Origin of the sequence: Marinifilum sp. (assembly GCF_965230805.1) — a bacterium.
Lineage (GTDB): Bacteria > Bacteroidota > Bacteroidia > Bacteroidales > Marinifilaceae > Marinifilum.
In genome coordinates this window covers 2,008,680-2,035,625 of the sequence record NZ_OZ246019.1, presented here as the reverse complement: position 1 = coordinate 2,035,625, position 26,946 = coordinate 2,008,680, and the positions used below count along the sequence as shown (strand labels likewise).

Annotated in this window: 19 protein-coding genes, 3 tRNA genes and 3 rRNA genes; 14 read left to right on the top strand and 11 right to left on the bottom strand. The window is 37.7% G+C overall.

Going from position 1 to position 26,946, the window contains the following annotated elements:
* Positions 1-22 precede the first annotated feature (22 nt).
* From asnS to ACO05S_RS08075, 3 genes are all read left to right on the top strand, one after another.
* Complete coding sequence (gene asnS / locus ACO05S_RS08085; RefSeq protein ID WP_421921010.1) at positions 23-1,468, top strand: asparagine--tRNA ligase; 1,446 nt, start codon at positions 23-25, stop codon at positions 1,466-1,468.
* A gap of 261 nt (positions 1,469-1,729) precedes the next feature.
* The gene (gene rpoN, locus ACO05S_RS08080) at positions 1,730-3,184 is read left to right on the top strand and encodes an RNA polymerase factor sigma-54 (protein WP_421921009.1); all 1,455 of its coding nucleotides are present in this window, start codon (positions 1,730-1,732) and stop codon (positions 3,182-3,184) included.
* A gap of 135 nt (positions 3,185-3,319) precedes the next feature.
* The gene (locus ACO05S_RS08075) at positions 3,320-3,931 is read left to right on the top strand and encodes a hypothetical protein (protein WP_421921008.1); all 612 of its coding nucleotides are present in this window, start codon (positions 3,320-3,322) and stop codon (positions 3,929-3,931) included.
* On the opposite strand, the gene ACO05S_RS08070 is transcribed toward ACO05S_RS08075, so the two are convergent.
* Both ACO05S_RS08070 and ACO05S_RS08065 read right to left on the bottom strand, forming a co-directional pair.
* Positions 3,925-4,344, bottom strand: a complete 420-nt coding sequence (locus ACO05S_RS08070) for an SPOR domain-containing protein (protein WP_421921007.1) — start codon at positions 4,342-4,344, stop codon at positions 3,925-3,927. The genes ACO05S_RS08075 and ACO05S_RS08070 overlap by 7 nt on opposite strands.
* Before the next feature lie 10 nt (positions 4,345-4,354).
* Positions 4,355-4,777 carry an SPOR domain-containing protein gene (locus ACO05S_RS08065; protein ID WP_421921006.1) on the bottom strand — a complete coding sequence of 141 codons (423 nt, stop codon included), beginning with the start codon at positions 4,775-4,777 and terminating at the stop codon, positions 4,355-4,357.
* A 312-nt stretch (positions 4,778-5,089) separates the two neighbouring features.
* On the opposite strand from ACO05S_RS08065, the gene ACO05S_RS08060 reads away from it, so the two are divergent.
* Both ACO05S_RS08060 and ACO05S_RS08055 read left to right on the top strand, forming a co-directional pair.
* Positions 5,090-5,482, top strand: a complete 393-nt coding sequence (locus ACO05S_RS08060) for a methylglyoxal synthase (protein WP_421921005.1) — start codon at positions 5,090-5,092, stop codon at positions 5,480-5,482.
* An 87-nt stretch (positions 5,483-5,569) separates the two neighbouring features.
* Positions 5,570-7,873, top strand: a complete 2,304-nt coding sequence (locus ACO05S_RS08055) for an inorganic phosphate transporter (RefSeq protein ID WP_421921004.1) — start codon at positions 5,570-5,572, stop codon at positions 7,871-7,873.
* Between the two features lie 51 nt (positions 7,874-7,924).
* On the opposite strand, the gene ACO05S_RS08050 is transcribed toward ACO05S_RS08055, so the two are convergent.
* The 4 genes from ACO05S_RS08050 to ACO05S_RS08035 form a co-directional block, all read right to left on the bottom strand.
* The gene (locus ACO05S_RS08050; RefSeq protein WP_421921003.1) at positions 7,925-8,107 is read right to left on the bottom strand and encodes a hypothetical protein; all 183 of its coding nucleotides are present in this window, start codon (positions 8,105-8,107) and stop codon (positions 7,925-7,927) included.
* 485 nt (positions 8,108-8,592) lie between these two features.
* Positions 8,593-8,718: a hypothetical protein gene (locus ACO05S_RS08045; protein ID WP_421921002.1), complete on the bottom strand. Its 126-nt coding sequence runs from the start codon at positions 8,716-8,718 to the stop codon at positions 8,593-8,595.
* Positions 8,719-8,816: 98 nt separating this feature from the next.
* The gene (locus ACO05S_RS08040; protein ID WP_421921001.1) at positions 8,817-9,506 is read right to left on the bottom strand and encodes an SIR2 family NAD-dependent protein deacylase; all 690 of its coding nucleotides are present in this window, start codon (positions 9,504-9,506) and stop codon (positions 8,817-8,819) included.
* A 9-nt stretch (positions 9,507-9,515) separates the two neighbouring features.
* Positions 9,516-10,361, bottom strand: a complete 846-nt coding sequence (locus ACO05S_RS08035; protein WP_421921000.1) for a hypothetical protein — start codon at positions 10,359-10,361, stop codon at positions 9,516-9,518.
* 285 nt (positions 10,362-10,646) lie between these two features.
* Between ACO05S_RS08035 and dnaG the strand changes: the two genes are divergently transcribed.
* The 8 genes from dnaG to ACO05S_RS07995 all read left to right on the top strand — a co-directional run bounded on the left by dnaG (position 10,647) and on the right by ACO05S_RS07995 (position 21,048).
* Positions 10,647-12,575 carry a DNA primase gene (gene dnaG / locus ACO05S_RS08030; RefSeq protein WP_421920999.1) on the top strand — a complete coding sequence of 643 codons (1,929 nt, stop codon included), beginning with the start codon at positions 10,647-10,649 and terminating at the stop codon, positions 12,573-12,575.
* A 67-nt stretch (positions 12,576-12,642) separates the two neighbouring features.
* On the top strand, positions 12,643-13,167 hold the full coding sequence (locus ACO05S_RS08025) for a pyridoxamine 5'-phosphate oxidase family protein (RefSeq protein WP_421920998.1): 525 nt from the start codon (positions 12,643-12,645) through the stop codon (positions 13,165-13,167).
* 776 nt (positions 13,168-13,943) lie between these two features.
* A 16S ribosomal RNA gene (locus ACO05S_RS08020) occupies positions 13,944-15,469 on the top strand.
* A gap of 147 nt (positions 15,470-15,616) precedes the next feature.
* Positions 15,617-15,690 (top strand) — tRNA-Ile (locus tag ACO05S_RS08015).
* Positions 15,691-15,793: 103 nt separating this feature from the next.
* A tRNA-Ala gene (locus ACO05S_RS08010) sits at positions 15,794-15,867 on the top strand.
* A gap of 126 nt (positions 15,868-15,993) precedes the next feature.
* A 23S ribosomal RNA gene (locus tag ACO05S_RS08005) occupies positions 15,994-18,866 on the top strand.
* Between the two features lie 121 nt (positions 18,867-18,987).
* A 5S ribosomal RNA gene (gene rrf / locus ACO05S_RS08000) occupies positions 18,988-19,098 on the top strand.
* The 16S, 23S and 5S rRNA genes sit together here with 2 tRNA genes alongside, the layout of an rRNA operon.
* A 672-nt stretch (positions 19,099-19,770) precedes the next feature.
* Positions 19,771-21,048, top strand: a complete 1,278-nt coding sequence (locus ACO05S_RS07995; protein WP_421921270.1) for an IS4 family transposase — start codon at positions 19,771-19,773, stop codon at positions 21,046-21,048.
* A gap of 451 nt (positions 21,049-21,499) precedes the next feature.
* Here ACO05S_RS07995 and ACO05S_RS07990 read toward each other — a convergent pair whose 3' ends face one another.
* The 3 genes from ACO05S_RS07990 to ACO05S_RS07980 form a co-directional block, all read right to left on the bottom strand.
* Positions 21,500-22,003 carry a transposase gene (locus ACO05S_RS07990; protein ID WP_421920997.1) on the bottom strand — a complete coding sequence of 168 codons (504 nt, stop codon included), beginning with the start codon at positions 22,001-22,003 and terminating at the stop codon, positions 21,500-21,502.
* A 38-nt stretch (positions 22,004-22,041) separates the two neighbouring features.
* Positions 22,042-22,800 carry a hypothetical protein gene (locus tag ACO05S_RS07985; protein WP_421920996.1) on the bottom strand — a complete coding sequence of 253 codons (759 nt, stop codon included), beginning with the start codon at positions 22,798-22,800 and terminating at the stop codon, positions 22,042-22,044.
* A 474-nt stretch (positions 22,801-23,274) separates the two neighbouring features.
* A tRNA-Ile gene (locus ACO05S_RS07980) sits at positions 23,275-23,348 on the bottom strand.
* A gap of 100 nt (positions 23,349-23,448) precedes the next feature.
* Here ACO05S_RS07980 and ACO05S_RS07975 point away from each other — a divergent pair.
* Positions 23,449-24,078: an HAD family hydrolase gene (locus ACO05S_RS07975; protein WP_421920995.1), complete on the top strand. Its 630-nt coding sequence runs from the start codon at positions 23,449-23,451 to the stop codon at positions 24,076-24,078.
* A 2-nt stretch (positions 24,079-24,080) separates the two neighbouring features.
* On the opposite strand, the gene ACO05S_RS07970 is transcribed toward ACO05S_RS07975, so the two are convergent.
* Both ACO05S_RS07970 and ispG read right to left on the bottom strand, forming a co-directional pair.
* A complete protein-coding gene (locus ACO05S_RS07970; protein WP_421920994.1) occupies positions 24,081-24,866 on the bottom strand; it encodes a hypothetical protein in 786 nt (261 codons plus the stop codon).
* Between the two features lie 61 nt (positions 24,867-24,927).
* Positions 24,928-26,889 carry a (E)-4-hydroxy-3-methylbut-2-enyl-diphosphate synthase gene (ispG, locus tag ACO05S_RS07965; RefSeq protein ID WP_421920993.1) on the bottom strand — a complete coding sequence of 654 codons (1,962 nt, stop codon included), beginning with the start codon at positions 26,887-26,889 and terminating at the stop codon, positions 24,928-24,930.
* Positions 26,890-26,946 lie beyond the last annotated feature (57 nt).

The window sequence follows — 26,946 nt, the reverse complement described above, 5'->3', positions numbered from 1 at the left end:
CTAGCTAAAAAAGTCTAATTAAATGGAACAGAAAAGAATTAAGATCAAAGATCTGTTGGCTTCTGTAGAAGCAGGCAGTACAGTGAATGTGAAAGGATGGGTAAGAACAAAGCGCGGAAACAAGCAAATTAATTTCGTTGCTTTAAATGATGGTTCTACTATTCAAAATCTTCAGGTTGTTGTTGATGTTCCTAATTTTAATGAGGATTTGTTAAGAAAAATCACAACTGGTGCAGCCATTTCGGTTGATGGAGAAATTATCGAATCGCAAGGTAGTGGACAATCGGTTGAGATTGCTGCTAAAAATATTGAAGTATTAGGTGTTGCCGATCCTGAGAAATATCCGCTACAGCCTAAAAAACATTCTTTGGAATTTTTAAGAGAAAAAGCGCATTTGCGTTTTCGTACCAATACATTTAGTGCAGTTTTTCGTATTCGTCACGCAATGGCTTATGCTGTGCACGAGTTCTTTAACAAGAAAGGATTCTACTACATGCACACCCCATTAATTACTGGATCGGATGCCGAAGGTGCTGGTGAAATGTTTAGAGTTTCAACACTTGATCCTAAAAATCCACCTTTAAACGAGGATGGAACAATAAATTATAAAGAAGATTTCTTCGGAAAAGAAACCAATCTAACCGTATCGGGTCAGCTTGAAGGTGAGCTGGGAGCAATGGCTTTGGGTGAGATTTACACTTTTGGTCCTACTTTTCGTGCCGAGAATTCGAACACTACGCGTCACTTAGCAGAGTTTTGGATGATTGAACCCGAAATGGCTTTCTATGATATCAATGATAACATGGATTTGGCTGAGGAGTTTTTGAAGTATATGATTAAATATGCTCTGGAAAATTGTATAGAAGATCTGCAATTCTTGAGCAAACGCCTGCAAGAAGAAGAAAAAGGCTTAAAAGCAGAAGATCGTCAGATGGAGTTGATCGAGAAATTAAAATTTGTATTGGAGAACGACTTTGTGCGTTTGACCTATACCGAGGCCATCGATATTCTTCGTAACTCTAAACCAAACAAGAAGAAAAAATTCCAGTACTTGATTGAAGGTTGGGGAGCTGATTTACAATCGGAGCACGAAAGATATTTGGTTGAGAAAAAATTCCAAAAACCTGTTATCCTGATCGATTATCCTAAAGATATCAAGGCATTTTATATGAAACAGAACGAGGATGGAAAAACAGTTGCTGCCATGGATATCTTGTTCCCTGGAATTGGTGAAATTGTTGGTGGATCGCAACGTGAGGAAGATTTGGACAAGCTAACAACAAGAATGAAGGAAATGGATGTTCCAGCAGAAGAAATGGATTGGTATTTAGATACTCGTCGTTTTGGATCTGCAACTCACGCAGGTTTTGGGCTTGGTTTCGAAAGAATGATGTTGTTTGTTACTGGTATGGGTAACATCCGTGACGTAATTCCTTTCCCAAGAACACCTAAAAATGCTGAGTTCTAGGAAGTGAAATTCAAAATCTCAATATCCAAAGTCCAAATGTGAAAGTATTGAGATAATTATAATATTTGAAAGACCGTGTCACACAAGTGATGCGGTTTTTTGTTTTAAGAATTCAATTGAAACTGTTTTGGATTTGATTTTTGGCCATTGTGTTTTCGAAATTCTCTTTAATATTTTTTAACTTTTTAGTTTTGGCTTGATATTTGTTCGTTCAGCGCAGATTATGTACCTTGCTCCAACGAAACCAGAATACAAATAGGGATGTTAAAGCAAAGTTTACAGCAAAAGTTATTACAGAAATTATCGCCTCAGCAAATCCAGGTGATAAAATTGTTGGAACTTCCTACTTTGCAGCTTGAGGAAAGAATTAAGAAAGAACTGGAGGAAAATCCGGTTCTGGAGGAAGGAGAAAAGGTAGAGGATTTTCAAGAATCGATACAAGCTGATGACAATAGTGAACAAGATAATGATAAAGAAGAATTTACTTTAGAGGATTACATGAACGATGAGGACATTCCTTCCTATAAATTATCGGCTCAAAACTATTCAAAAGATGACAAGCACGAAGAGATTCCTTTTTCGGGGGGAACTACCTTTCATGAATTACTGATTTCTCAGTTGGGATTAAGAATATTGCAGCCTGAAAAAGCTGCTTTAACCGAATACCTAATTGGCAATATCGACGAAGATGGTTACCTGAGAAGAGAAATCGATAATATTGTGGATGACTTGGCTTTTTCAACCGGAATCGAAACTACTTTTGAAGAACTTGTTGAGTTGCTAAGAATCATTCAAGATTTCGATCCTGCAGGAGTTGGTGCACGCGATCTGCAAGAATGTTTGTTGTTACAGATATCCCGTAAGGGAAAACACAATCCTGATATTAAGTTGGCACACTTAATTCTGAAAAAACATTTCGAAGAGTTTACCAAGAAACATTACGATAAAATTCAGAAACGTGTGGGAGCTAATGATGAGGATTTTAAATGTGCCATTGATGAAATTCTTAAGCTTAATCCTAAGCCGGGAAGTGCATTTAACAACCCTTTGGTGAAAGCTTCGCCCACCATTATTCCTGATTTTATTCTAGAAGAAGAAGATGGGGATTTGCGATTAAGCTTGAATGCACGAAATGTTCCTGAGTTGCATGTAAGCCGTACCTATTCCGAAATGATTCAGGATTATGCGGGGAACAAAAAAAATCAAACCAAAGAGCAGAAAGATGCAGTAATGTTTGTGAAGCAGAAGCTCGATTCGGCAAAGTGGTTTATCGATGCCATTAAACAGCGGCAAAATACTTTAATGGTTAGCATGAATGCCATTATCGAGTTTCAACGAGAATACTTTATGGAGGGTGACGAGAAAAAGTTGAAACCGATGATTCTGAAAGATATTGCTGATATTACCGGATTAGACATTTCAACCATTTCGAGGGTATCAAATTCAAAATACATTCAAACACATTTTGGTATTTTCTCTTTAAAATATTTCTTCTCGGAAGGTTTGCAAACCGATAGCGGCGAAGAAGTATCAACTCGTGAAATCAAAAAGATTTTGCAGGAGTGTGTAGACAATGAGGACAAGAAAAAGCCACTTACCGATGATAAGCTGGCAGCAATTTTAAAGGAGAAATCATATAAAATTGCACGCAGAACGGTGGCAAAGTATCGCGAGCAATTAAATATTCCGGTTGCCCGATTAAGAAAGGAACTGTAAGAAGGATAAAGTAAAAAATAGAATATATTCCCAGACTGCTGCAAAAGTATTATTTTTGCAGCTTTGTTTTATATCAGGATCTAATTAAAAGGCATTTGCTTAAACGCTACGATCTTAAATCTCAAATTAAAAAAAATGAATTTTTCAAGAATCATATCCGGAATCGCACATCCAATGCTGATGCCTTTGTATTCAATTTTTGTGCTATTTCACTCCGGAACCTTTCTCGATTTTGCACCTCCTCAATTAATCCGTATGGTCTACCTAATTGTTGCAATTACAACTATACTTCTTCCCATTAGTGCATTGCCACTTTTAAAGGCTCAAAGCTTTGTTTCCGATTACGGGTTAACACAACGTAGAGAAAGATTGGTTCCCTTGGCCTTAAGTCTTATCTTTTATTCTTTGGGTTTTTATTTGTTAATGAAATTCCCGTTTACACGAATTGTAGCTCATTTACAATTGGCAGCAATCATCTCCATAGCTGTAATTGCTTTAATTTCTACGAAATGGAAAATAAGCATTCATATGGCTGGCATTGGTGGATTTATAGGAATGATTTTGTGTTTTACCATTCTTTATGCCGGACAGATGAGAATATATTTTATGGCTGGAATTGTATTTGCAGGCCTTTTGGCATACTCCCGCTTAAAATTAAACCTGCACAGTCCTCTCCAGGTATATGCAGGTTTTGTATTGGGTTTTTTTGTTGTTTTCGCTAGCCTTATTTTTCTTCAACTCTATTGACGTAGTAACCACAAATCGGGTCTTTTATTGAGTTTTCTCAGGCGTTTTAATTCTTTTATAGCAGATTCTTTGTTGTTAAATGATTGAAGAATTACCCTGAATTTGCCGTTCTTCTCTAAAACAATAGCAGGATAACCTTTTTCGTACAATTTGTTTTTAAAATCGTCGGCTTGTTTTTGGTAGTTGTAACTTGCTGCTACAATATGGTAATCGAAAATTTTCCTGTTTTTGGCAATTTCAGCCTTGCTCAATTTTGGTTCTGGTTTTTCGGGCGGAGGAGTGAGTTCAGGCATCTGCCTTTTTGCTGTTTGTTCAACAACATTTTTTTTACTAACAATAGTTACCTTTTTTTCATCTTTACACGATAGCATAAGAAGAATAAGAGGGATGAGTAAATAGCTTAGTTTTGCCATGTTCTAAAAATTATCGTTTGATATAAAGCCACGTGTCTTTGTGTTCTTCCGTTGTGCGAACCGATGCCAATTCTTGAAATGCAAGTTTTCTATCCGAAAAAGCTTTGTATGAAACACGATAGAATCCGTTTTGGGCATCATGAATATTTGATGCATAACCTTCGCTCTTTAATTTGGACTGAAGTCTTTCAGCATTCATTTTCTCTTGAAAGCTTGCAACAATTAGAAAATATTTCTTAGGAATCTTTTCCACAACGGGCATTAAAGTTTTCTGTTCAACAGATTTTGGCTTCGGCTTTTTTACTGTCTGCTTTTTGGCCACCTTTTTGGTTGTTTCTTTTTTTACAGGATCTTTCACCTCTTTCTTGCACGAACTTAAGCCAATTCCACAAATAAGAATAGATAATAACAGAATTCTAGATAGGTATTTCATATTGTATGCATTAATATAATATTAACAAATTTACTATTTTATTACTGATTTGAAGAATACTTCGTTTATTTGTTATACTGTTTTAAAATTTAATATTAACAATGTAATGTCTGCTAATATCTGATAATCCTAATTCAAATAGTTGAAAATCCAATCAGATAATATCGGACTTGGTAATAATCAGAAAAATACAAAAAACTTGATTGATTAAGTAGCAATTTTTTTGAAATAAGATGTTTTTTTGATTATATACTTAGGAACTTTTTTAAAGGAGAAGAATATAACATTAATTCAAAATAAGACAATAATAATATGGAAAGTAGTAAAACAATCGCTTTGGTTGCTCACAACGAAAAAAAGAGTGTGATGCTTGCTTGGGTGAAAAGACATCTGGATGAGTTAAGGAATCACAGATTAATTGGAACAACCAATACTTCTGAAATCTTAAGTTCGGTTCTCGATCTTGAAGTAGAGCCGTTTGGGCACGGACCCAATGGAGGTGATATCCTTTTAGCAGCTCAAATCCTCGAAGGAAAGGTTGACGAAGTAATTTTTTTAATTGATGCCGAAACACCTCACGGTCATGAACATGACATCCAAACATTAATTCGAACCTGCGTAATTAATAATGTACCTATGGCTTTGAATGTTGCTACTGCCGATTATTTAGTGAAGCTAAACAAATCTGAAGAAGAGAAAAATTAACATGTGGTTAACGCAAACGTAAGAAATAATAAACACACCAAACTTCATGTGTTAGTATGTTTGTGATGCATTTATGAACTTAATCAAATGGAGAACTTTTATCTATTAATTGTGGTGGTGCTCTTTGCATTAGCCATAAGCGATCTAATCGTAGGCGTTAGTAACGACGCTGTAAATTTTCTAAACTCTGCTTTCGGATCTATGGCTGCTCCTCGTTGGGCAATCATGATAATTGCCAGCATTGGAATTCTGATAGGAGCAACTTTTTCGAGTGGTATGATGGAGGTAGCCCGTAAAGGAATTTTCCATCCGGATCAATTCTACTTCGCAGAAATCATGATCATTTTTATTGCGGTAATGCTTACAGATATTATTCTGTTGGACTTTTACAACACAATAGGCTTGCCTACTTCAACTACAGTATCTATTGTATTTGAGTTACTGGGGGCTGCTGTAGCCGTTGCCGTAGTTAAAATTATGAACTCTTCGGATCAAACTTTGTTGGATCTGGGAAATTACATCAATTCAGCCAAAGCCCTGGCCATTATTACGGGTATTTTGTTGAGTGTTGTTATTGCCTTTTTATCAGGTTCATTGGTTCAATGGGTTACGCGATTAATTTTCACCTACAAATACGAGAAAAAATTCAAGTATTTTGGTGCGATTTTCGGTGGGTTTGCAATTACTGCAATCACCTACTTTATCCTGATTAAAGGAGCTAAAGGATCCTCTTTCATTACCAAAGAAACTTTAACTTGGATTAAATCAAATACCTTAACAATTATTGCCGTTTCATTTGTGGGATGGACAATTTTGTTACAAGCCTTGGTTTGGTTTGTTCGATTAAATATCCTTAAGGTGATTGTTTTGGTAGGTACATTTGCTTTGGCTATGGCTTTTGCAGGTAACGACCTTGTAAACTTTATTGGTGTACCTTTGGCCGGATTCAAATCGTTCCAGGCATTTGTAGCCAATCCGGGTACCGATCCTTATGGAATGACAATGGGTATTTTAAGTCAGAAAGTACAAACTGAAACTTACTTGTTAATTGTGGCGGGTGTAGTTATGACCGTTACACTTTGGTTTTCTAAAAAGGCACGAACTGTTACCGAAACAGAAATTGGCCTAAGTAGCCAGAATGAGGGTGATGAGAAATTTGGTTCGTCGTTCTTTGCGCGTTTATTGGTTCGTCGTTGCTTATATATTAACTGCCGACTTAAAAACATGATGCCAGCTGGTGTTCATCAAGTTATTTCAAACAGATTTGAAAAACCCGCAGAAGTACACACTGCTGGTATTGATGCAAAGGATAAGCCTGCTTTCGATATGATTCGAGCATCGGTGAACCTTACTGTAGCAAGTATATTGATTTCTATTGGTACGTCTCTTAAGTTACCACTGTCTACCACTTACGTAACATTTATGGTGGCAATGGGTACTTCTTTAGCGGATAGAGCCTGGGGTAGAGATTCGGCAGTTTACCGTATTACCGGTGTGTTAACTGTGATTGGAGGATGGTTCTTTACTGCATTTAGTGCATTTACAGCAGCTTTTATCTTTGCTAACCTGATTAACTGGTTGGATAGTTTTGCAATATTTGGATTGTTAATCATTGCTGTTATTTTCTTGGTTCGTTCTCATGTAATTCACAAGAAAAAATCACAAGCGAAAGGGAAAGAAGTTACTGCTGATGATGATACCATTATTATAAAAGGCGGAATATCCGAGCAAATAACTTTTGCGGTTACTGGTATCACTGAAAAGATTCCGAACCTGTTTGGTAAAATTATTAATGGCTTGGCTTTTGAGGAGCGTTCAAAATTGAAGGTTTGTAATAAAAAGGCAAGTAAGCTGGATATAGAAGCAAAACAAATGAAGCATCAGATTCCTGCAATGATGAAAAAGCTAACTGAAGATAGCATTTCAACGGGACCTTTCTACGTTCAATTGATAGATTATCTTAGAGAAATGGCTCACTCGATGAGCTTTATTGCTGGTCCGGCATTCGAATATGTGGATAACAATCACAAGACTCTAATCAAGGAGCAGGTGCATGAATTGAATACCATTCAAACCAGTCTTGATGATTTCTTTAGAACAATTAATCGTTTGTTGAAAGAGAACAATTACGATACGGCTGAAATTCAGAAAGCAATATCTAAACAAAAAGATCTTTTGGTATTGCTTGGAAAGTTCAGAAAAGAGCAAATCAAAAGAATTAAGGGCGATAAAGTTGGAACCAGAAATTCAGTTCTATACTTGGGTATCTTGAGCGAAACCAAAAACCTTAGCTTGCATGCAGGAAATTTATTGAAAGCCTCAAGAGATTTTTCAGGCGGCAATATAGAAGAGCTGGAATCTTTGATGGAAGAAGATAAGATGAACGATTAATTTGAGACTTTATAGATATTTGGAAGCCGGAATTGTTTATTCCGGCTTTCTTCACTTTTCAATTTTACGACTCAGTATTCCTTCGGTTATAAAAGTTTTATTAAACTCTTTTTGGTTATTCTCGACAAACTCGCGAAATTCATCTGCCGACTTAAATTGCTTGTCGAAATGATCCTTTGCCAAATACAAAAGTTTATATCTGTTTCCGGAAATGGCTTGTAGTTTGTAAATCAAGAAGGTGTTTTTTTTATTCTTGTGGAGCAATTGGATATTATAATAACGTGAGTTCGAGGTAAAATTCGTTCACAGTTTGATCTGATTTTGAGTAGAAATTTTCTCAAATTTTCGAAGGAATATCGGGATATTTCAAGAAGATTTGAGGAAATTTATGCCGAAAGCAGGCAAACACATAATGGAAAGTTCTCTTTACGACATCTTCACATTAAAAATTCCTCAAAATAGCCCGCTATTCTTTCCAAATTTTTAATGCAAATCTATCGCAAATATAACTTTCTGTGGATAGAATTTTACGTCGAACTCACGTTATAATAAAAGTCTTTATTGATTTGGCAAGGAAACATTCTACAGTTCATGATGGATTGAATGAATTCGGTACTGTCGGCATATTCGGTAATTTGCACCAGATATTCTTGCGAATTGAAAGGAATAATCTCGATATGACCCGAAACTTCTTCAGTGTTCTTTTCCTGATTAAGAATCTATTTTCCAAGAAATTTTTCATCCAGTTTACTGCCCCCGGGATCACCCAAAGGGATTTCCGATTCGAAATTGCTGCATGAGGCAAGGGCAATTATCGATAATATTGTTATAAATAGATTTTTCATTTGGGTATAATTTTTTAATCGTCAGATCGAAGCCGCAAGATCAAAATAGCCATTATCGTGAATGTTAACTAATTGTTTAAGCAGGCTCGTTTCACATTTTACGATTTAAGATTCAAAAGTTCGAAAAATTTATCCAAACCAACACTTGCCTTCTCACTTATAAAAGTGATGTTATTTTTGGTGCGAATGGCTGGTTGCTTAGGGTCAATAATATATACAGGGCTGTTGTTTGGCATATAATTAATAAGATCGGCAGCCGGATATACATTTAAAGAGCTGCCAATGATTAAAAGAAGATCTGCATGAGAAACAATTTCGGCGGCTTTCGATATGGCTGGGACACTCTCGCCAAACCAAACAATGTGTGGGCGAAGCGGGGATCCTTTTTCACAAGTATCTTCCAAACTTAATTTCCATGTGTCTAACTCATAAACGAGACGTTCATCAACTGTGCTACGTGCTTTCTTTAACTCGCCATGTAAATGCAATATTTTGGAACTACCAGCTCTTTCGTGTAAATCATCCACATTTTGTGTTACAATGTGAACATCAAAATGCTTTTCCAACTCTTTAATTAGCAAATGCCCCTTATTCGGAGAGCAGTCAAACAGTTGTTTTCTTCTTTCGTTGTAAAACTGATGAACCAGATTGGGGTTTTTAGCCCAGGCTGTAGGACTGGCTACTTCCATTACGTCATAATCATTCCATAAACCTCCCATATCACGGAAGGTTCTAATTCCACTTTCAGCACTCATTCCGGCACCGCTTAATACAACAAGCTTCTTCATAGTTTTCATTTATTGGGAAATTCTTCTAAAATCTTTTGCTAAAAAACCATCGGTTTGCTTTTTGTTGATCATGTGATAATTGAAATAATAAAATTCAGAATCGCTTGCTCCTACCAAAATCTTAAAACAACGTGCTTTAATTTTTAACTGTTCTGGTCCTACTTTATGCAGAAAAACCACTTTATCCATTCTGTTCGCAATGGCCTGTTCCAATTCTTCTTGACTCACAATTTTCACCTTTTCTGGATACACTTTGCTGATTTTATCCAGGCTGTTCACCTCTTTCTGCAATTCATCCTTTAGTATGTAAAGAGTTTTACCTTTTAGCAAGGCAGCGTTCTTGTTATAGTATTTCAGCATGTTTGCCGATATCATTTTAGGGTTTTTAATAATCAGTTGCACATGCTTTTGAATAAAGCGGATAAAACTAGGCAACTTATATGCATACACATCTTCGTGCACATGTTTATACGATAATGGTACTGAGCACAAATCGGGCATATTGGCAATCTTTTTCTCCTTTCCCCCCATTACCAAACTCAAGAAATTGTATCTGGCTTTGGTTTTGTCTTTGTTAAAAGTTACTATGGTATTCATGATAAAAGAATAGTGTGGGTCGAATCTTTTCTTTTCAAATTCAGCATTGGAAATAAACTTATATTCGGTAATGTTCCAGTTTTTTTTGATCACATCACGAATTCTGAAATTGTATTCACTCATGGGATTGTCATCGAGTACAACCAGAGTTTTTGTTTTTAAAAAAGCCAGGTAATCGGAATGATTTGGTAGATGCTCTTGCGATAAAAGTGGCATACATAGTGAGCAAATTAATATGGTAAAAAGTAGTTTTTTCATCTGTTTATAATTTTTTTATTTGTAAGGTGGAAGCCGCAAAATCAAAATAATCATTATCCTGTGTGTTTAATCGTTATTTTAATCATGCTCGTTTCATCATGGCTAACAATTTGGTTTTATTACACTTATTATCCTTCAATAAAAAATATCAGCCACAGAAATTGTTATGGTGATATCTGATTATAAAACTCTCAAATCCTAATAAAATTATATTTGACACTCGAAGTATTTTAAAATTCTACATTCATTGGATGTATATCAATCATGTTTTCTATTTTTGTTCGTATGATTGATCAGGCTACCATATCAAAAATTTTTGATGCTGCGGAGATAACTGAAGTTGTTTCGGATTTCGTAACGCTGAAGAAAAGAGGAGTGAACTATTTGGGTTTGTGTCCCTTTCATAACGAGAAAACTCCTTCTTTTACGGTGTCTCCAGCAAAAGGAATTTATAAATGTTTTGGATGTGGTAAAGGTGGAAACGCTGTTAACTTTATCATGGAACATGAGCACCTCGATTATGTGAGTGCTTTAAAATTCCTTGCCAAGAAATATCATATAGAATTCGTTGAGCAGGAACTATCTGCAGAACAAGTTAAGCAAAAAAATGATCGTGAGAGTATGATGATTGTTAACTCCTTCGCTCAAAAGACTTTTTCTCATAACTTACATCAACATCCTCAAGGAATGGCTGTAGGAATGAGTTATCTCAGAGAACGTGGCTTTCGCGATGATATCATTAAAAAGTTCCAGATCGGATTTTGCCTCGAAGAATGGGAAGCATTCTCGAAACAGGCTATGGATAGTGGATACAAAAAAGAGTATCTGGTGAAAACAGGTTTGAGTATCGCTAAAGAGAGCAGGTTAATAGATCGATTTAAAGGAAGGGTGATTTTTCCTATCCATGGAATTGCCGGTCGTGTTCTTGCTTTTGGCGGTCGTACCTTGAAAAATGATAAGAAAACTGCCAAGTACTTAAACTCTCCCGAATCGGAAGTTTATCACAAAAGCCGTGTTTTATATGGTATTTACCAAGCAAAGAAATCAATCGTTCAGAACGATAAATGTTTTCTTGTAGAAGGTTATACCGATGTGATTTCTTTTCACCAGGCAGGAATCGAAAATGTTGTTGCATCATCTGGTACAGCATTAACTCCTGATCAAATCCGTTTGATAAAACGATTCTCAAACAATGTTACTATTATATATGATGGCGACCCGGCAGGGATAAAAGCATCATTACGAGGAATCGATTTGGTTTTGGAACAAGAGCTTAATGTTAAAGTCTTACTTTTACCGGATGGAGAAGACCCAGATTCATTTTCTAAGAAAATGGGAGCATCAGATTTAGTGGAATATATCAATAGAAATGAAAGTGATTTTATTTTATTTAAAGCAAAATTACTTTTAGATGATGCAAAAGGAGATCCTATTAAAAGAGCTAATTTAATTGTTGATATAATAAGGTCAATAGAAAAGATGTCTCCTCCAACTCGACCTCCTTACATAAAAGAGTGCAGTAGGATACTAAATGTTGATGAAAGAACTTTATATTCTGAGTTAAATAAAACGGAAAAGAAAAGAAGAGAGAGTGGCACTGTAGCAGAAATAAAGGAACTTGGTAGTTTTGATAGATCTCGAATTAAAGACCTTGCTAATGCTTGTGATACGGAGGAAAGAGCGCTTGTAAGTTTTCTTTTAAATTTTGGTTCAGAGGTGCTGTTTGAAGAGAAGGATGAAAATGATCAGGATGTGGTTACTAATGTAGGTTCCTTTATTGTGTCAGAATTACAAAAAGATGAATTGGAATCGGTAGATCCATTATATCAATTGGTTTTTGATCAATATAGTTCGAATATGGGTATTGAAAATTTCAATGCAAAAACCTTTTTCCGAGATCATACGAACGATAAAGTAAGTCAGTTAGCCGCAGATATTTTGAGTGAACCTTACGAAGAAAGTAAGATTTGGACCAAAAACGGGAGTTTTGTGGAATCTATTCATGAGAAATTGAAAGATTTAGTTCCAAAAATGGTAAATGAATACAAAGGTAAAAAAGTGCGTTTGTTAATGAATGAAGTATTACAGGAAATGCGAAAAGCTCAAGAAAACGGTGATGCCGATCGCATGTTGGAGCTGATGCAACAAAAAATGGTACTCGATCAAATCAAAAATGCGATTTCAAAAGAGTTGGGAAACCGAACAATACTATAAAACTGTACATAACCAATATTGTAAATAGTCTCTGTACTAATTACTCTGTACTTGATACTGTATTAAAATGAAAACAATATTTATTGAAGACAGAAAACGGATTGATGAGATTATTCGTTCATGTGATATCTGTAATCTTGGAGTTATTGATACTGAAAACAGACCCTATGTTGTGCCGATGAATTTTGGTTATCACGATGGTTACATCTATATGCATGGAGCTGATTTTGGAAAGTTAATTGATTCTATGAAAGCAAAGCCTGAGGTTTGTGTTACTTTTTGCACACCGGTAGAACTTGCTGCACAAGATGCTCATGTTGCATGTAGTTACCGAATGAAAGGAAAAAGTGTTGTTGCAAGAGGAAAAATTGAATTCATTACCGATTACGACAAGAAAGTTGATGCTTTAAATATTCTTATGGCACAATATACCGATAGAAAATTTACTTACAATTCACCGGCGGTTAAGAATGTAGAAATTTACCGATTAAAACCCGAAGAGTTAACAGCTAAAGAATTTGGTGCTCCGCATGGGAATAACTTTCCATGGCAAATCGAAAGGGATCAAAAAAAATCAAAGAAAGATTTATAACAGCAAAGCCTTCTTACTTAAGAGGGCTTTTTTTGAGTCCAGGTACATCAGGGATGGTGTCGATTGAAAAAAGTTTAATTTTTTTCGATTTTTTTACTCAGGTTACCAAATAGTTAGCCTAGTGTTAAGAAAAAGTTTGATTTTTCGATTTGGAAAAGAGGAAAAGTATCAGTTATCTTTGCACCCGCTTTACAAGGGTAAGGCGTTAGAGTAATTCTTGAGGGAAGAGTGGTTGAACCGCGTTAAGATTTTTGAGAGGATTACGATTTTGAAAAGTTTTAGATTTTTTTTGAAAAAAGATTAGGATTTGTAAAGATAAAGTATTTATATTTGCAGCCGCTTTTGACAAGAGATAATTCTTTGGAGCACTAGTATCTATGAGGCTTTCGAGAGGATGAGGCTTGGGAAAAAAAGTTAAAAAACATTTGCAATTATAAATTAAAAGTATTTATCTTTGCAGCCGCTTCTCAAACGAGGGGAGTTTAAAAAAAAGTTTTGTGAGTGAGGTGTTGATCTGATGGAGATCACATCGGGTAAAAAAAAACTTCAAAAATATTTCAAATTTTATTTGGATTTAAGAGTAAGTTTCATTTATCTTTGCACTCGCTTTTCCGCCTGATTTTTCAGGAGGTTTAGAAGGAAAAAAGCAGAACGGAACGTTCTTTGAAAATATTGAAAACAAGAAGTTAGGTAAAAACAAGAATACAACCTTGTCAATAAAAAATTACCATTAAACTTTGATAATCTGAATGAGACAGAATTATAAAAACTTTTATACAACGAAGAGTTTGATCCTGGCTCAGGATGAACGCTAGCGACAGGCCTAACACATGCAAGTCGAGGGGTAACATTACTGCTTGCAGTAGATGACGACCGGCGCACGGGTGAGTAACGCGTATGCAACCTTCCTTGTACAGGGGGATAGCCCGGAGAAATCCGGATTAATACCGCATAACAATCATATTTCGCATGGGAGATGATTTAAACCTTTTTGGGGTACAAGATGGGCATGCGTAACATTAGCTAGTTGGTAAGGTAACGGCTTACCAAGGCGATGATGTTTAGGGGGTCTGAGAGGATAGTCCCCCACACTGGTACTGAGACACGGACCAGACTCCTACGGGAGGCAGCAGTGAGGAATATTGGTCAATGGGCGCAAGCCTGAACCAGCCATGTCGCGTGCAGGATGACTGCCCTATGGGTTGTAAACTGCTTTTTTACGGGAATAATTGCATCTACGAGTAGGTGTTTGAATGTACCGTATGAATAAGGATCGGCTAACTCCGTGCCAGCAGCCGCGGTAATACGGAGGATTCGAGCGTTATCCGGATTTATTGGGTTTAAAGGGTCCGTAGGCGGGCTTGTAAGTCAGTGGTGAAATCTCACAGCTCAACTGTGAAACTGCCATTGATACTGCAGGTCTTGAATTTAGTTGAGGTGGGCGGAATACGTTATGTAGCGGTGAAATGCATAGATATAACGTAGAACACCGATTGCGAAGGCAGCTCACTAAACTGATATTGACGCTGATGGACGAAAGCGTGGGGAGCGAACAGGATTAGATACCCTGGTAGTCCACGCCGTAAACGATGATTACTCGTTGTGCGCGATACACCGTGCGCGACTGAGCGAAAGCATTAAGTAATCCACCTGGGGAGTACGTTGGCAACAATGAAACTCAAAGGAATTGACGGGGGCCCGCACAAGCGGAGGAACATGTGGTTTAATTCGATGATACGCGAGGAACCTTACCTGGGCTTAAATGCATTTTGACTGATCTGGAAACGGATCTTCTCTTCGGAGCAAATTACAAGGTGCTGCATGGTTGTCGTCAGCTCGTGCCGTGAGGTGTCGGGTTAAGTCCCATAACGAGCGCAACCCCTATCGTTAGTTGCTAGCAGGTAATGCTGAGGACTCTAGCGAGACTGCCACCGTAAGGTGAGAGGAAGGTGGGGATGACGTCAAATCAGCACGGCCCTTACGTCCAGGGCTACACACGTGTTACAATGGCCAGTACAAAGGGCAGCTACCTGGTGACAGGATGCTAATCTCAAAAGCTGGTCTCAGTTCGGATCGGAGTCTGCAACTCGACTCCGTGAAGTTGGATTCGCTAGTAATCGTATATCAGCAATGATACGGTGAATACGTTCCCGGGCCTTGTACACACCGCCCGTCAAGCCATGGAAGCCGAGGGGACCTGAAGTTCGTAACCGTTAAGGATCGACCTAGGGTAAAATTGGTAACTGGGGCTAAGTCGTAACAAGGTAGCCGTACCGGAAGGTGTGGCTGGAACACCTCCTTTCTGGAGATTCAGGATATCGACAAAATGTTTATGGTGATAAGACAGAGTATTGTTCTGTTTTGCCTGACTTTTTACTTGTTTTCATTTTAATATACCATAACCCATAGCGTTAGGGTGATTAACCGCTAGCATATGGATTATTAATTTAGTCCTGTAGCTCAGTTGGTTAGAGCACTACACTGATAATGTAGGGGTCCGCAGTTCAAATCTGCGCAGGACTACAGGTTTAATTAATAATTATCAATTAATAATTAACAATGGAAAGCTGTTGTAATTATTAATTACACAATATTCATTATTAATTAAATAAGTGAAACGTAATATGGGGGATTAGCTCAGCTGGCTAGAGCGCTTGCCTTGCACGCAAGAGGTCATCGGTTCGACTCCGATATTCTCCACGAAAGATACAAAATGGTGTATTTTAAAAGTTCTTTGACATATTGAAAGTAGTAAAGTAGAAGTAACCAAAGTAAAGAAACAACGATTGATTTCGAGATGAAAGTTTAATACTTTTATTGGCACAAAAAGAAGTAATTAAGGGCGTATGGCGGATGCCTGGGCTCTCAGAGGCGAAGAAGGACGTGATAAGCTGCGATAAGCTATGGTGAGGTGCAAATAACCTTTGATCCGTAGATTTCCGAATGGGGCAACCCACTCAGCAATGAGTATCCTGAAAAGGAGGCAAACCCGGAGAACTGAAACATCTAAGTAACCGGAGGAGAAGAAAACAAAAGTGATTCCCCTAGTAGTGGCGATCGAACGGGGATTAGCCCAAACTGATATTGTTTCGGCAATGTCAGGGTTGTAGGACTGCAATATGAAGATCTAAGTGAAGTGGAACTGTTTGGAAAGACAGGCCATAGAGAGTGATAGTCTCGTACACGTAAGCGAAGTAATTCTAGCAGTATCCTGAGTAGCGCGGAACACGAGGAATTCTGTGTGAATCTGCCAGGACCATCTGGTAAGGCTAAATACTCCTGAGAGACCGATAGCGAACAAGTACCGTGAGGGAAAGGTGAAAAGCACCTCGAACAGAGGAGTGAAAGAGTACCTGAAACCGTACGCCTACAAGCGGTAGGAGCACCTTTATGGTGTGACTGCGTGCCTTTTGCATAATGAGCCTACGAGTTACTCCTCACTAGCGAGATTAAGCACTTCAGGTGCGAAGTCGAAGCGAAAGCGAGTCTGAATAGGGCGTAAAGTTAGTGGGGGTAGACGCGAAACTTGGTGATCTACCCATGGTCAGGCTGAAGCTCTGTTAAACCAGAGTGGAGGGCCCAACCGTCACACGTTGAAAAGTGTTCGGATGAACTGTGGGTAGGGGTGAAAGGCCAATCAAACTGAGAAATAGCTCGTACTCCCCGAAATGCATTTAGGTGCAGCGTCAGAGTCGAGAGTTATAGAGGTAGAGCTACTGATTGGATGCGAGGGCTTCGCCGCCTATCAAATCCAGACAAACTCCGAATGCTATAACTTATATCTGGCAGTGAGCCTGTGGGTGCTAAGGTCCACAGACGAGAGGGAAAGAACCCGGACCATCAGCTAAGGTCCCCAAGTGTATGTTAAGTTGAACAAACGAGGTGAGATTGCTTAGACAGCTAGGATGTTGGCTTGGAAGCAGCCATTCATTTAAAGAGTGCGTAACAGCTCACTAGTCGAGCGATCTTGCGTGGATGATAATCGGGCATAAACATACCACCGAAGCTATGGATTTAGAATTTATTCTAACTGGTAGGGGAGCATTCTAACGGCGCAGAAGCAGTATGGTAATGTATTGTGGAGCTTTTAGAAAAGCAAATGTAGGCATAAGTAACGATAATGCGGGCGAGAAACCCGCACGCCAATAGACTAAGGATTCCTGATCAACGCTAATCGGATCAGGGTAAGTCGGGACCTAAGGGGTAGCCGAAGGGCGAACTCGATGGACAACCGGTTAATATTCCGGTACTTTCTATTACTGCGATGGGGTGACGAAGAGATGACAATGCCGCGAACTGACGGAATAGTTCGTTGAATGACGTATGCTATGAGAGGGCCAGGTAAATCCGGTCTTTGAGCTGAAATCAGATAGTACAGCAATGCTACGGCAGCGCTGATAGTGCATGTAATTTTACTTCCAAGAAAAACCTCTAAGCATCAGGTAATAGAAACCCGTACCACAAACGGACACACGTAGTCAAGTAGAAAATACTAAGGCGCTCGAGTGATTCATGGCTAAGGAACTCGGCAAAATGGTCCTGTAACTTCGGGAGAAAGGACGCCTCCTTCGGGAGGCCGCAGTGAAATGGCCCAGGCGACTGTTTACCAAAAACACATGGCTTTGCAAAATCGAAAGATGACGTATAAGGCCTGACACCTGCCCGGTGCTGGAAGGTTAAGTGGAGGGTTTAGCTTCGGCGAAGATCTGAAATGAAGCCCCAGTAAACGGCGGCCGTAACTATAACGGTCCTAAGGTAGCGAAATTCCTTGTCGGGTAAGTTCCGACCTGCACGAATGGTGTAACGATCTGGGCACTGTCTCAGCCATGAGCTCGGTGAAATTGTAGTATCGGTGAAGATGCCGATTACCCGCAACGGGACGGAAAGACCCCGTGAACCTTTACTGCAGCTTCACATTGATTTTGGGTAAGTGATGTGTAGGATAGGACGGAGACTATGAAGGGGCCTCGCCAGGGGTTCTGGAGTCATCCTTGAAATACGTCCCTTTGCTTATCTGAAGTCTAACGTCTGACGACGGACAGTGTGTGGTGGGTAGTTTGACTGGGGTGGTCGCCTCCAAAAGAGTAACGGAGGCTTCTAAAGGTACCCTCAATACGTTTGGTAATCGTGTGAAGAGTGCAATGGCACAAGGGTGCTTGACTGTGAGACAAACAGGTCGATCAGGTACGAAAGTAGAGCATAGTGATCCGGTGGTTCCGTATGGAAGGGCCATCGCTCAAAGGATAAAAGGTACTCCGGGGATAACAGGCTGATCGCTCCCAAGAGCTCATATCGACGGAGCGGTTTGGCACCTCGATGTCGGCTCGTCACATCCTGGGGCTGGAGAAGGTCCCAAGGGTTGGGCTGTTCGCCCATTAAAGTGGCACGCGAGCTGGGTTCAGAACGTCGTGAGACAGTTCGGTCCCTATCTGTTGTGGGCGTTGGAAATTTGCGAGGATCTGACTCTAGTACGAGAGGACCGGGTTGGACTAACCTCTGGTGTATCTGTTGTGGCGCCAGCTGCATAGCAGAGTAGCTACGTTGGGCAGGGATAAGTGCTGAAAGCATCTAAGCACGAAGCCTACCTCAAGATGAGATTTCCTTTAAGGGTCGTTAGAGACGATAACGTTGATAGGTTGCAGATGTAAAGGTGGTAACATCAAAGTCGAGCAATACTAATTACCCGAAAGCTTCTGAGTGGCGAGGTCAATCGCTGAATCGAACGGCGGTTATTTTTACTTTATTTTCAATATGTCTATGATATTAGATTGACGGTTAATCACAAAAGAGATGATTAACAACAAAAAGTCAACAACGATTTTAGGTGTTTACAGCGACGGGGTTCCACCTCTTCCCATTCCGAACAGAGAAGTTAAGCCCGTTAGCGCCGATGGTACTGCAGAGATGTGGGAGAGTAGGTCGATGCCAACCTTTAAAGGATAGTAAGTCTTATGATTTACTATCCTTTTTTTTATGCCCTAAACTCAAAAAAATAGAAATACTGTCCTAAGCTCCCTGAGCGGAGTCGAAGGGGCGAAGTCGAAATAGTCCAAGGAATTCCAAATGGAGTGAGACTCTTTTTTTTTGTCCTAAAGTCACAAACAGGCTGGTACAATACTCTTACACGCTTAAAAACACTCCCTGCAAACTACAGGGAACCCGGATACTAAAAAAAACCTGGTACCTGTAAAAACTTTCCTCCTGGAAGGCTTTTCTTGCAGGTTAAAAATATGGAGAGTCTCCATAGCCTAATGTGGAGAGTCTCCATACTATGCTGTGGAAGATGTCCATAGCCGGGAGTGGAAGCTCTCCACAGCTGGCTGTTGAAAGCTTCAATTTTAATCAGTTTCTAATAATACAGACTCTATTCCCCAGCTAACAGACTGTCTATTACGAGGCTAATACAGTGTGTATCCTTATGCTGATGGACACTCGATTCTTTAATAAAGATGAATTCACCCCCGCTAGCGCGAGCTCAATGTCATTAAGTTAAGGATGTAAAATGCTGAATAACAGCATAAATAGCAAGGTTTTTAGGCATTTTTTTGCTATATTTATATAGTATTCAGAGAGTTATTATGATGAAAAAAAACTACTAAATTTATTGTAGAAAAAATACGAGAACATTTATTTTCGGAACAATTAAAGTTTCAGTTTCGAATGAATGAAAAGGATTTTACCCGAGATAGAGTCTTAACATTCTCAACCACATTAGTCTTCATGATGAATTTTTTAAGAAAAAGTCTTGCCATAGAGATTTATAGTTTCGTTAAGAATATCAATATAAGATCATTTTCGAAAAGTGCCTTTGTGCAGAGCCGAAAGAAAATTGATCCTCGTGTTTTTAAGGAACTTTCTCAGGTGTTAACTCATGAATTTTATACCGATAATGATGAGTCTGTAAAACTCTGGAAAGGCTTTCGGTTATTAGCTGTTGATGGAACCAGAATATCTTTGCCTGATACAAAAGAGTTAAGATCCATTTATGGCGCTACAAAAAATCAAACCAAAACAACTGTGGCTCAAGCCCGATTGTCTGTTTTATATGACGTACTAAACAATTACGTGATTGATGGAAAGTTAGGAGCTTTGTCGACAGGCGAAAAATCATTAGCAATAGACCATTTACAAACTACTCAAAGCAATGATTTGGTTATTTATGATAGAGGATATCCTTCTTTCGATTTGATTTATGAACACTTACAATTAGAAATTGATTGTTTAATCCGAGCAAAAGTTAGCTTTAATGCTGCAACACAAAAGTTTATTGCAAGTGGTAAATATTCAAGCATCATTGATATGAAGCCGGGCAAAAATGTATCGTTAAAGAATAAAACTTACTCCAAAAATGATTCGATAAAAGTACGCTTAATTAGAGTAGATCTCGCTGATGGAACAACAGAACTGTTAATGACAACTTTATTATGCAGTAAAAACTATCCTACGGGAATTTTCAAGGATTTGTATTTTAAACGATGGGGAGTAGAAAATTTCTATGATGAATTAAAGAATAAGATAAAAGTAGAATTGTTTTCAGGTTATTCAAATCAGTGCATTCTGCAAGATTTTTATGCAGCTCTATTCATCTCAAATATTCAAACTCTGATGGTAACAGAATTGAATGATGAATTACAGGAAAATCAAACAACAAAGTATAAATACAAAGTAAACAGTAATTTATCCTATGGATTCTTGAAAGATCGAATTGTAGAATTGTTTCTTTCAAACAAAGATATAGACACCGTTTTTTCAGAACTTAAAGATATTTTCAGAAAGCATCTGATTCCAATAAGACCCAATCGAAGTTTTGAAAGGCATAAGGATAAATACAGAAATAGAGTTAAACCAAAGGTCACTAAAAACCAACGCAATGCATTGTGAAGTGACCTTAACTTAATGACATTGAGCGCGAGCTTGTAGGTCGTGCTCTACGAATGCAGTATAAGATACCAACCCCACAGTTATCTTGAAATTCTAATATATAATAAATTAATCTGATTGATAATATCTTGTTGGTAGTTGAAAACTACTTCAACAAAAAAGCCTGACATTTCTGCCAGGCTGTATTTAAATTATTTTCTTCGAAAATAGATACGAGCGTCTCCCTAAAATCCGCAAGTAGATAAAGTAAAGCAAATTTTTGAATTTTATTTCATAAATAATAATCCTGATAAGATAAATAGCAAGTCAAAAATTCATTATTAGCATGCAATGAACCAATGCTCATGTGGCGGACTAGTCCTGAGGGAAAAAGATAATAATCAGTTCTCCAAAAGAATAACTGTTATTTAAGTGCCAATAAATAAGAAAATCAACATACTGTCAGGAAATACTATGTCTTGAAAGCTATCTTTCCATATACTTTCAGATATTTGTACCTGGCATGGCTGATCCATTTAGCTGGAATGCACATAAATCGAAAAATAAATTTCTTGATTCTAAAATTTGATTTCAGATTTTGATAACGAGATGAGAATTTTTGAATAATATAATCATATAAATTTCTACACATTGCAGTAAGTATCAGAAAAACTGTGTTTTGTCCAAGTTTAGAGAATGGTAAGTGTCTCCATCCAAAATCATTCTTTAATACATCAAACTCTCTTTCGATAGTACCTCTTTGATTATAAAAGAAGACAATTTCATCATCAGTTTTTTCAAAATCAGAAGTCATTATACAACTATAAACACAAGCTTCATTGGTGAAAATATTGATTTGACCATCATTGTTATTTTCTTTGGTAACAACAATTCTATATTCTCTAAGTAAATCTTTTTGCTTTTGGTCTCGTGCTACTCTTTTGAAGGGAATGAATTTAGATGATCCCCGAAACAATGTTCTACCATCTTTGGTTTTTATTTCTGTCCAATTATCTACCTAATAGCTTGATAAATACTTGGTCGCATTTTAATACGAACGTAAAACTTATTGACATACCTATTTACTGTATTTATAATATCAAATTTATAAGAACCACTATCAGCTCTAAATGCATCAACTGAAATACCTTCTTGCTTTAGATTTTCAAACATTGTTTCCAATGTCTTTTCTTGTAAAGCATAAGCTACACTATTGCCATTTCTATTTTGAATTCCTACAATGTCACTACCAATAATTCCAACACCTGGACAATAACCATATTCTCTTTTATAGGTCATTTTTGCATCGGCTTTATTTGTAAAAATAATCGTGTTATCGTAGTCAAGTATCAAGTCCTTTTTAAGATATTTTTCCGGGTTTAGCCTTTTTAGCAATCTAATATTCAAAATATCCAGCATGGGATTTTCACTAAATTCATTTATTGATTCTCCACGTTTTGTTTTACATACATATTTAGCTTCTGAGAGTTCTTTAAATCGACTAAGTAATCTATCTGGACTAGGGGCTTTTAGATACGGGCTATCTGTTAGAAAACCTCTAAAGTTTTCTCCCAAATCCTCAATGCAACTTCCTCCACAAAAATAAATGGACCAGAATGAAAAAATCAGATCTTTCCATGTATAATGACTATTACCAGATAGCTTAGGCAGGTTAGTTTTTAGTAATTGGTCAATTTTTAGTTTCTTAAATTCTTCAAGTACAAAATTTAAACCACCAAAAGGCGATAAATGAGAACTTTGTTGTATTTTCATAGTGCGAGGTTTTATCACCAATTTAGGTGAAAAAATCAAAGTTGTAAAGCTTTGAAATATTAAGCTTTACAACTTTTTTAAGTTTACACTTGCGGATTTTAGGGGAACGCTCGCACCATCAGCGTTAGACTACCCGGTACGAGGTATTGGAATACCTTAAGCGTGTTGTAAACTACAGTATATAATCTAACACAGATGTAATTCTTGGACAGTTTTTTGTTTTGAAAGAAAAAATCCACTTACAAATTTCTGCAATTGGGTTGTGTTTACATTATTTTATTTGAAAATAGATACGAGCGGAAAACGCTCGCACCATCTGTGCAGTTGAATTTTTCTTATTCAGACTTTCCAAAATTTATGCATGAAATATACACGCCCCACAAGTTTTTTGCTTGATCCCTAGAAAAGGGATCAATAATAGGTCCAAACAAAAAAAGCAGCCACAACATTGTTGTGGCTGCTTGATTCAGAGGGTGGGCCCACCTGGGCTTGAACCAGGGACCCCCTGATTATGAGTCAGGTGCTCTAACCAGCTGAGCTATAGGCCCTCGAAAAACTTATAAAATAAAATCAATGTCTTATCTTTGTTTTCGGTGTGCAATATTACATATTTGTAACGAATAATTCAATAAAAGAAGAAAAAAATTTATGCAAAAATATGATTCAATCCCTAATATAATCTTCGATTTTGGAGGGGTGTTACTAAATATCGATCCGCAAAAAGCGGTTAACAGTTTTAAGCAGATAGGTTTACACGATGTTGATTTGATAAAAAGAGAATATTCTGAAAGCGGATTGTTTGATAATCTTGAGAAAGGATTTGTTTCGCCAGAGGAATTTCGAAGTCAAATTAGGAAATATATTTCTAATGGGGTAAGTGATGCCCAAATCGATAATGCTTGGAATGCTATGCTTTTGGATTTGCCATTTGAGCGTTTAGAGCTTCTGAATCGTTTAAAAAAGGATCACAGACTATTTCTATTGAGCAATACAAATATCATTCACTGGGAAGCTTATATGGATATGATTAAGCAGGTACATGGAGTATGTTTGTCTGATTTTTTCGTGAAGGACTATTATTCGCACAATATGGGTTTGCGAAAACCAAATCCTCAAATTTATTCCGAGGTGTTAGAAGCAGAAGGCTTAAAGGCTGGTGAAACTCTATTTATTGATGATATGCTTGCAAATGTCGAAGCAGCAAGATCTGTTGGTATGTTGGCTCATCATTTAAAAATTGAAGAAGGGGAAACCGTTTTGGATCTATTTTCGAATTAGGATTATTTCTTCCGAAAACTTCCCATGGTATTGTCATAGTTAAGGTAATACAATCCTGATTGAAGACTTTCGAGATATACCTTGCGTCCGAAACCTTTAATAACGATATTACCGTATTTGTCGTAAATCTCGTAAAGGGTTTCGGATGTGAATAGAAGTTCTTCTTTCACTTTTTCCGGTTCGAAGCTGACTTTCGGTTTTTTCGAATTATAAATTATACGACTTGAATACTTCGGCTTTCCCGTATAATCGGTTTGAGATAATCTGAAAATATTCTGCCCAGAGTGAGTTTTGACTTTTAGTTTGTATTTATTCAGGCTGGGTAAGCCTCTTCCTTCAAGTTCGCCAATTGTGATCCATTTGTTCCATCTGTACTGTTGGACAACAAAAGCTATCGAACCAATTTCGTTGCGAGTTGTCCAATTTAGGATGCCATTTTTATCAACTGTGGCCGATTGAACTTCAAATGTAGCTTTGGGTTGAATTGCCTCAGGATTAACAATGCGAGGCAAACAACCGTTTTTATAGTTTAGAACAATATGAAGCTTCTCTCCTATATCAAAATTAAATTGCGACAGATCTATCTCAAATGCGCTGCTGCCTATCTCATCCGATACGGCTTCACCATTAACAGTAACTTGATAAATGCAATAGCCTACTCCTGTATCCGAAAAAGGATTCATTACATACACATTTTTCCCAAGGTAGATTCCGTTAAGTTCGAGCTTATCGGCATACACAAAGGAAATCATACTAATGAAGATAACAAGAAGTAAGGCTTTTTTCACGCTATTTGTTTAGGAATTAAGTTTATATGCAAGATATAAAACAATGCGTAGTAAAAAAAGACTAATCAATATTATCTTCAATCCAGTCGCCATTATCTTTAATGACACTTTTTAATTTCTCAATAGCTGTTTCGCTTGGGATGTTTTTGATTAAAACAGTATGGCCTTTGTACAATGACACTCTGCCAGGCCCTGCTCCTACATATCCGTAGTCTACATCGCCCATTTCGCCGGGACCGTTTACGATACAGCCCATAACACCAATTTTTAGATGGGTAAGATGAGAGAATGTTTTTTTAACTTCGGCAACCACATCTTGCAATTGGAATAGGGTCCTGCCACATCCCGGACAGGATACAAACTCTGTTTTTGTAGTCCTAACCCGAGCTGCTTGTAAAATTCCAAACTCGGTTGATAATACTTCGTTTTGTGGCAGATTTCCATGGTTCACAATGCTGATTCCATTGCCCAATCCATCAAAAAACAGGCTGCCCAAATCGCATGAAGATTTTAAGTGAAGATTTTCCAGATTTGCATCGCTAAATTTACGTTTAAAAATTACTGGAGCCTTACATTTAGCATGAAGTAATTTGATTACAAAGGCTCGCTGTTCGGCAAAAGCATTTTGATGTGCAGATTTACAAATCAAAACTACCTTTCTGTTCTCTTTTAGTTTGGAAATGAAATTTTCGCTTAGGTCTTTATATTCACATTCTACAAAATGAATGCTACTGGCAAATGCTGTAAGATTGTCGTGAAGAAATTCTTCGCTTTGAAATAGGGGATAGGATTTATCGGTATACTGATCGGAATATTCCCAACATTCCTGGTCGACAATGATCCCCAAATCTTTAGGATAATCGGTGAAAACCGGATCGTAACCACTAACATAGATATAATCGGCAGCCAAGTTTCCCTTTTCCCATTCCAAACTATCCTGATCTTGTATAAATCCTGCTTTTGCGGGCAAATCAGTAGTTAAATATTTTTCGTGCGACAAATCAGATATCACTACGGGAACTTTTGTACTTGCTATGTTTTCTACCAGATTTGTAGGTCGTTTGTAGAAATTAATCAAATCAAGCTCTGTGTTTTTAAGCGGAGCAATCGGGGGGTGATTTTCTTTTGCCAGTACATAGTCCACCAATTTTTTTCCTACCGGCGATTCTATTTCAGGATCTTCGGTAAGTGATATTCTAACCGTATCACCTATTCCATCGTTCAGCAAGGCTCCTGTTCCAACAGCCGATTTGATTCTTCCATCCTCTCCTTCTCCTGCTTCGGTTACACCCAGGTGCAATGGGAAGTGCATGTGTTCTTTTTCCATTTCGCAAACCAGCAAACGAACGGTTTTCACCATCATTACTGTATTACTTGATTTAATGGAAATGGCAACATCTTTAAAGTTTTGTTCTTTACAAATGCGAAGAAACTCCAAAGTGGCTTCAACCATTCCTCGGGGAGTATCGCCGTAGCGACTCATGATCCGATCTGACAACGAGCCATGATTGGTTCCAATTCGAAGAGCGGTATTGTGTTCTGTGCAAATGCGTAACAATGGAATAAAGTTGTCACGAATCTTTTTTAGGTCTTCCTGATATTTTAAATCTTCGTATTCGATGTTCTTGAAATCGGCACGTTTGTCAACAAAGTTTCCTGGATTTATTCTAATCTTATCAACATATTTTGCAGCAATGGTAGCAGCCTTGGGGTTATAATGAATGTCGGCTACCAGAGGTGTTTCATATCCCCTTTTTACCAATTCCTCTTTAATAAATTTTAAATTTTCAGCTTCTTTCGTCCCTTGTGTAGTTAAACGAACATATTCTGCTCCCGACTCTATCATTCTGATAGCCTGCTCAACACTGGCTTCGATATCATTGGTATCGGTGTTGGTCATCGATTGAATTCGGATGGGATGATTGCCACCCATTGGAGTGTTGCCAATATTTGATTCGCTGGATTTGCGACGAGAATAATTGAAAAGGTCTTTACAGAAATGATTAAGCTGTGAAAAACTCATGGTTATTGATTTGAATTGAGAAACAAAGGTAGTTAATTCAATTATGAATTGTTAATT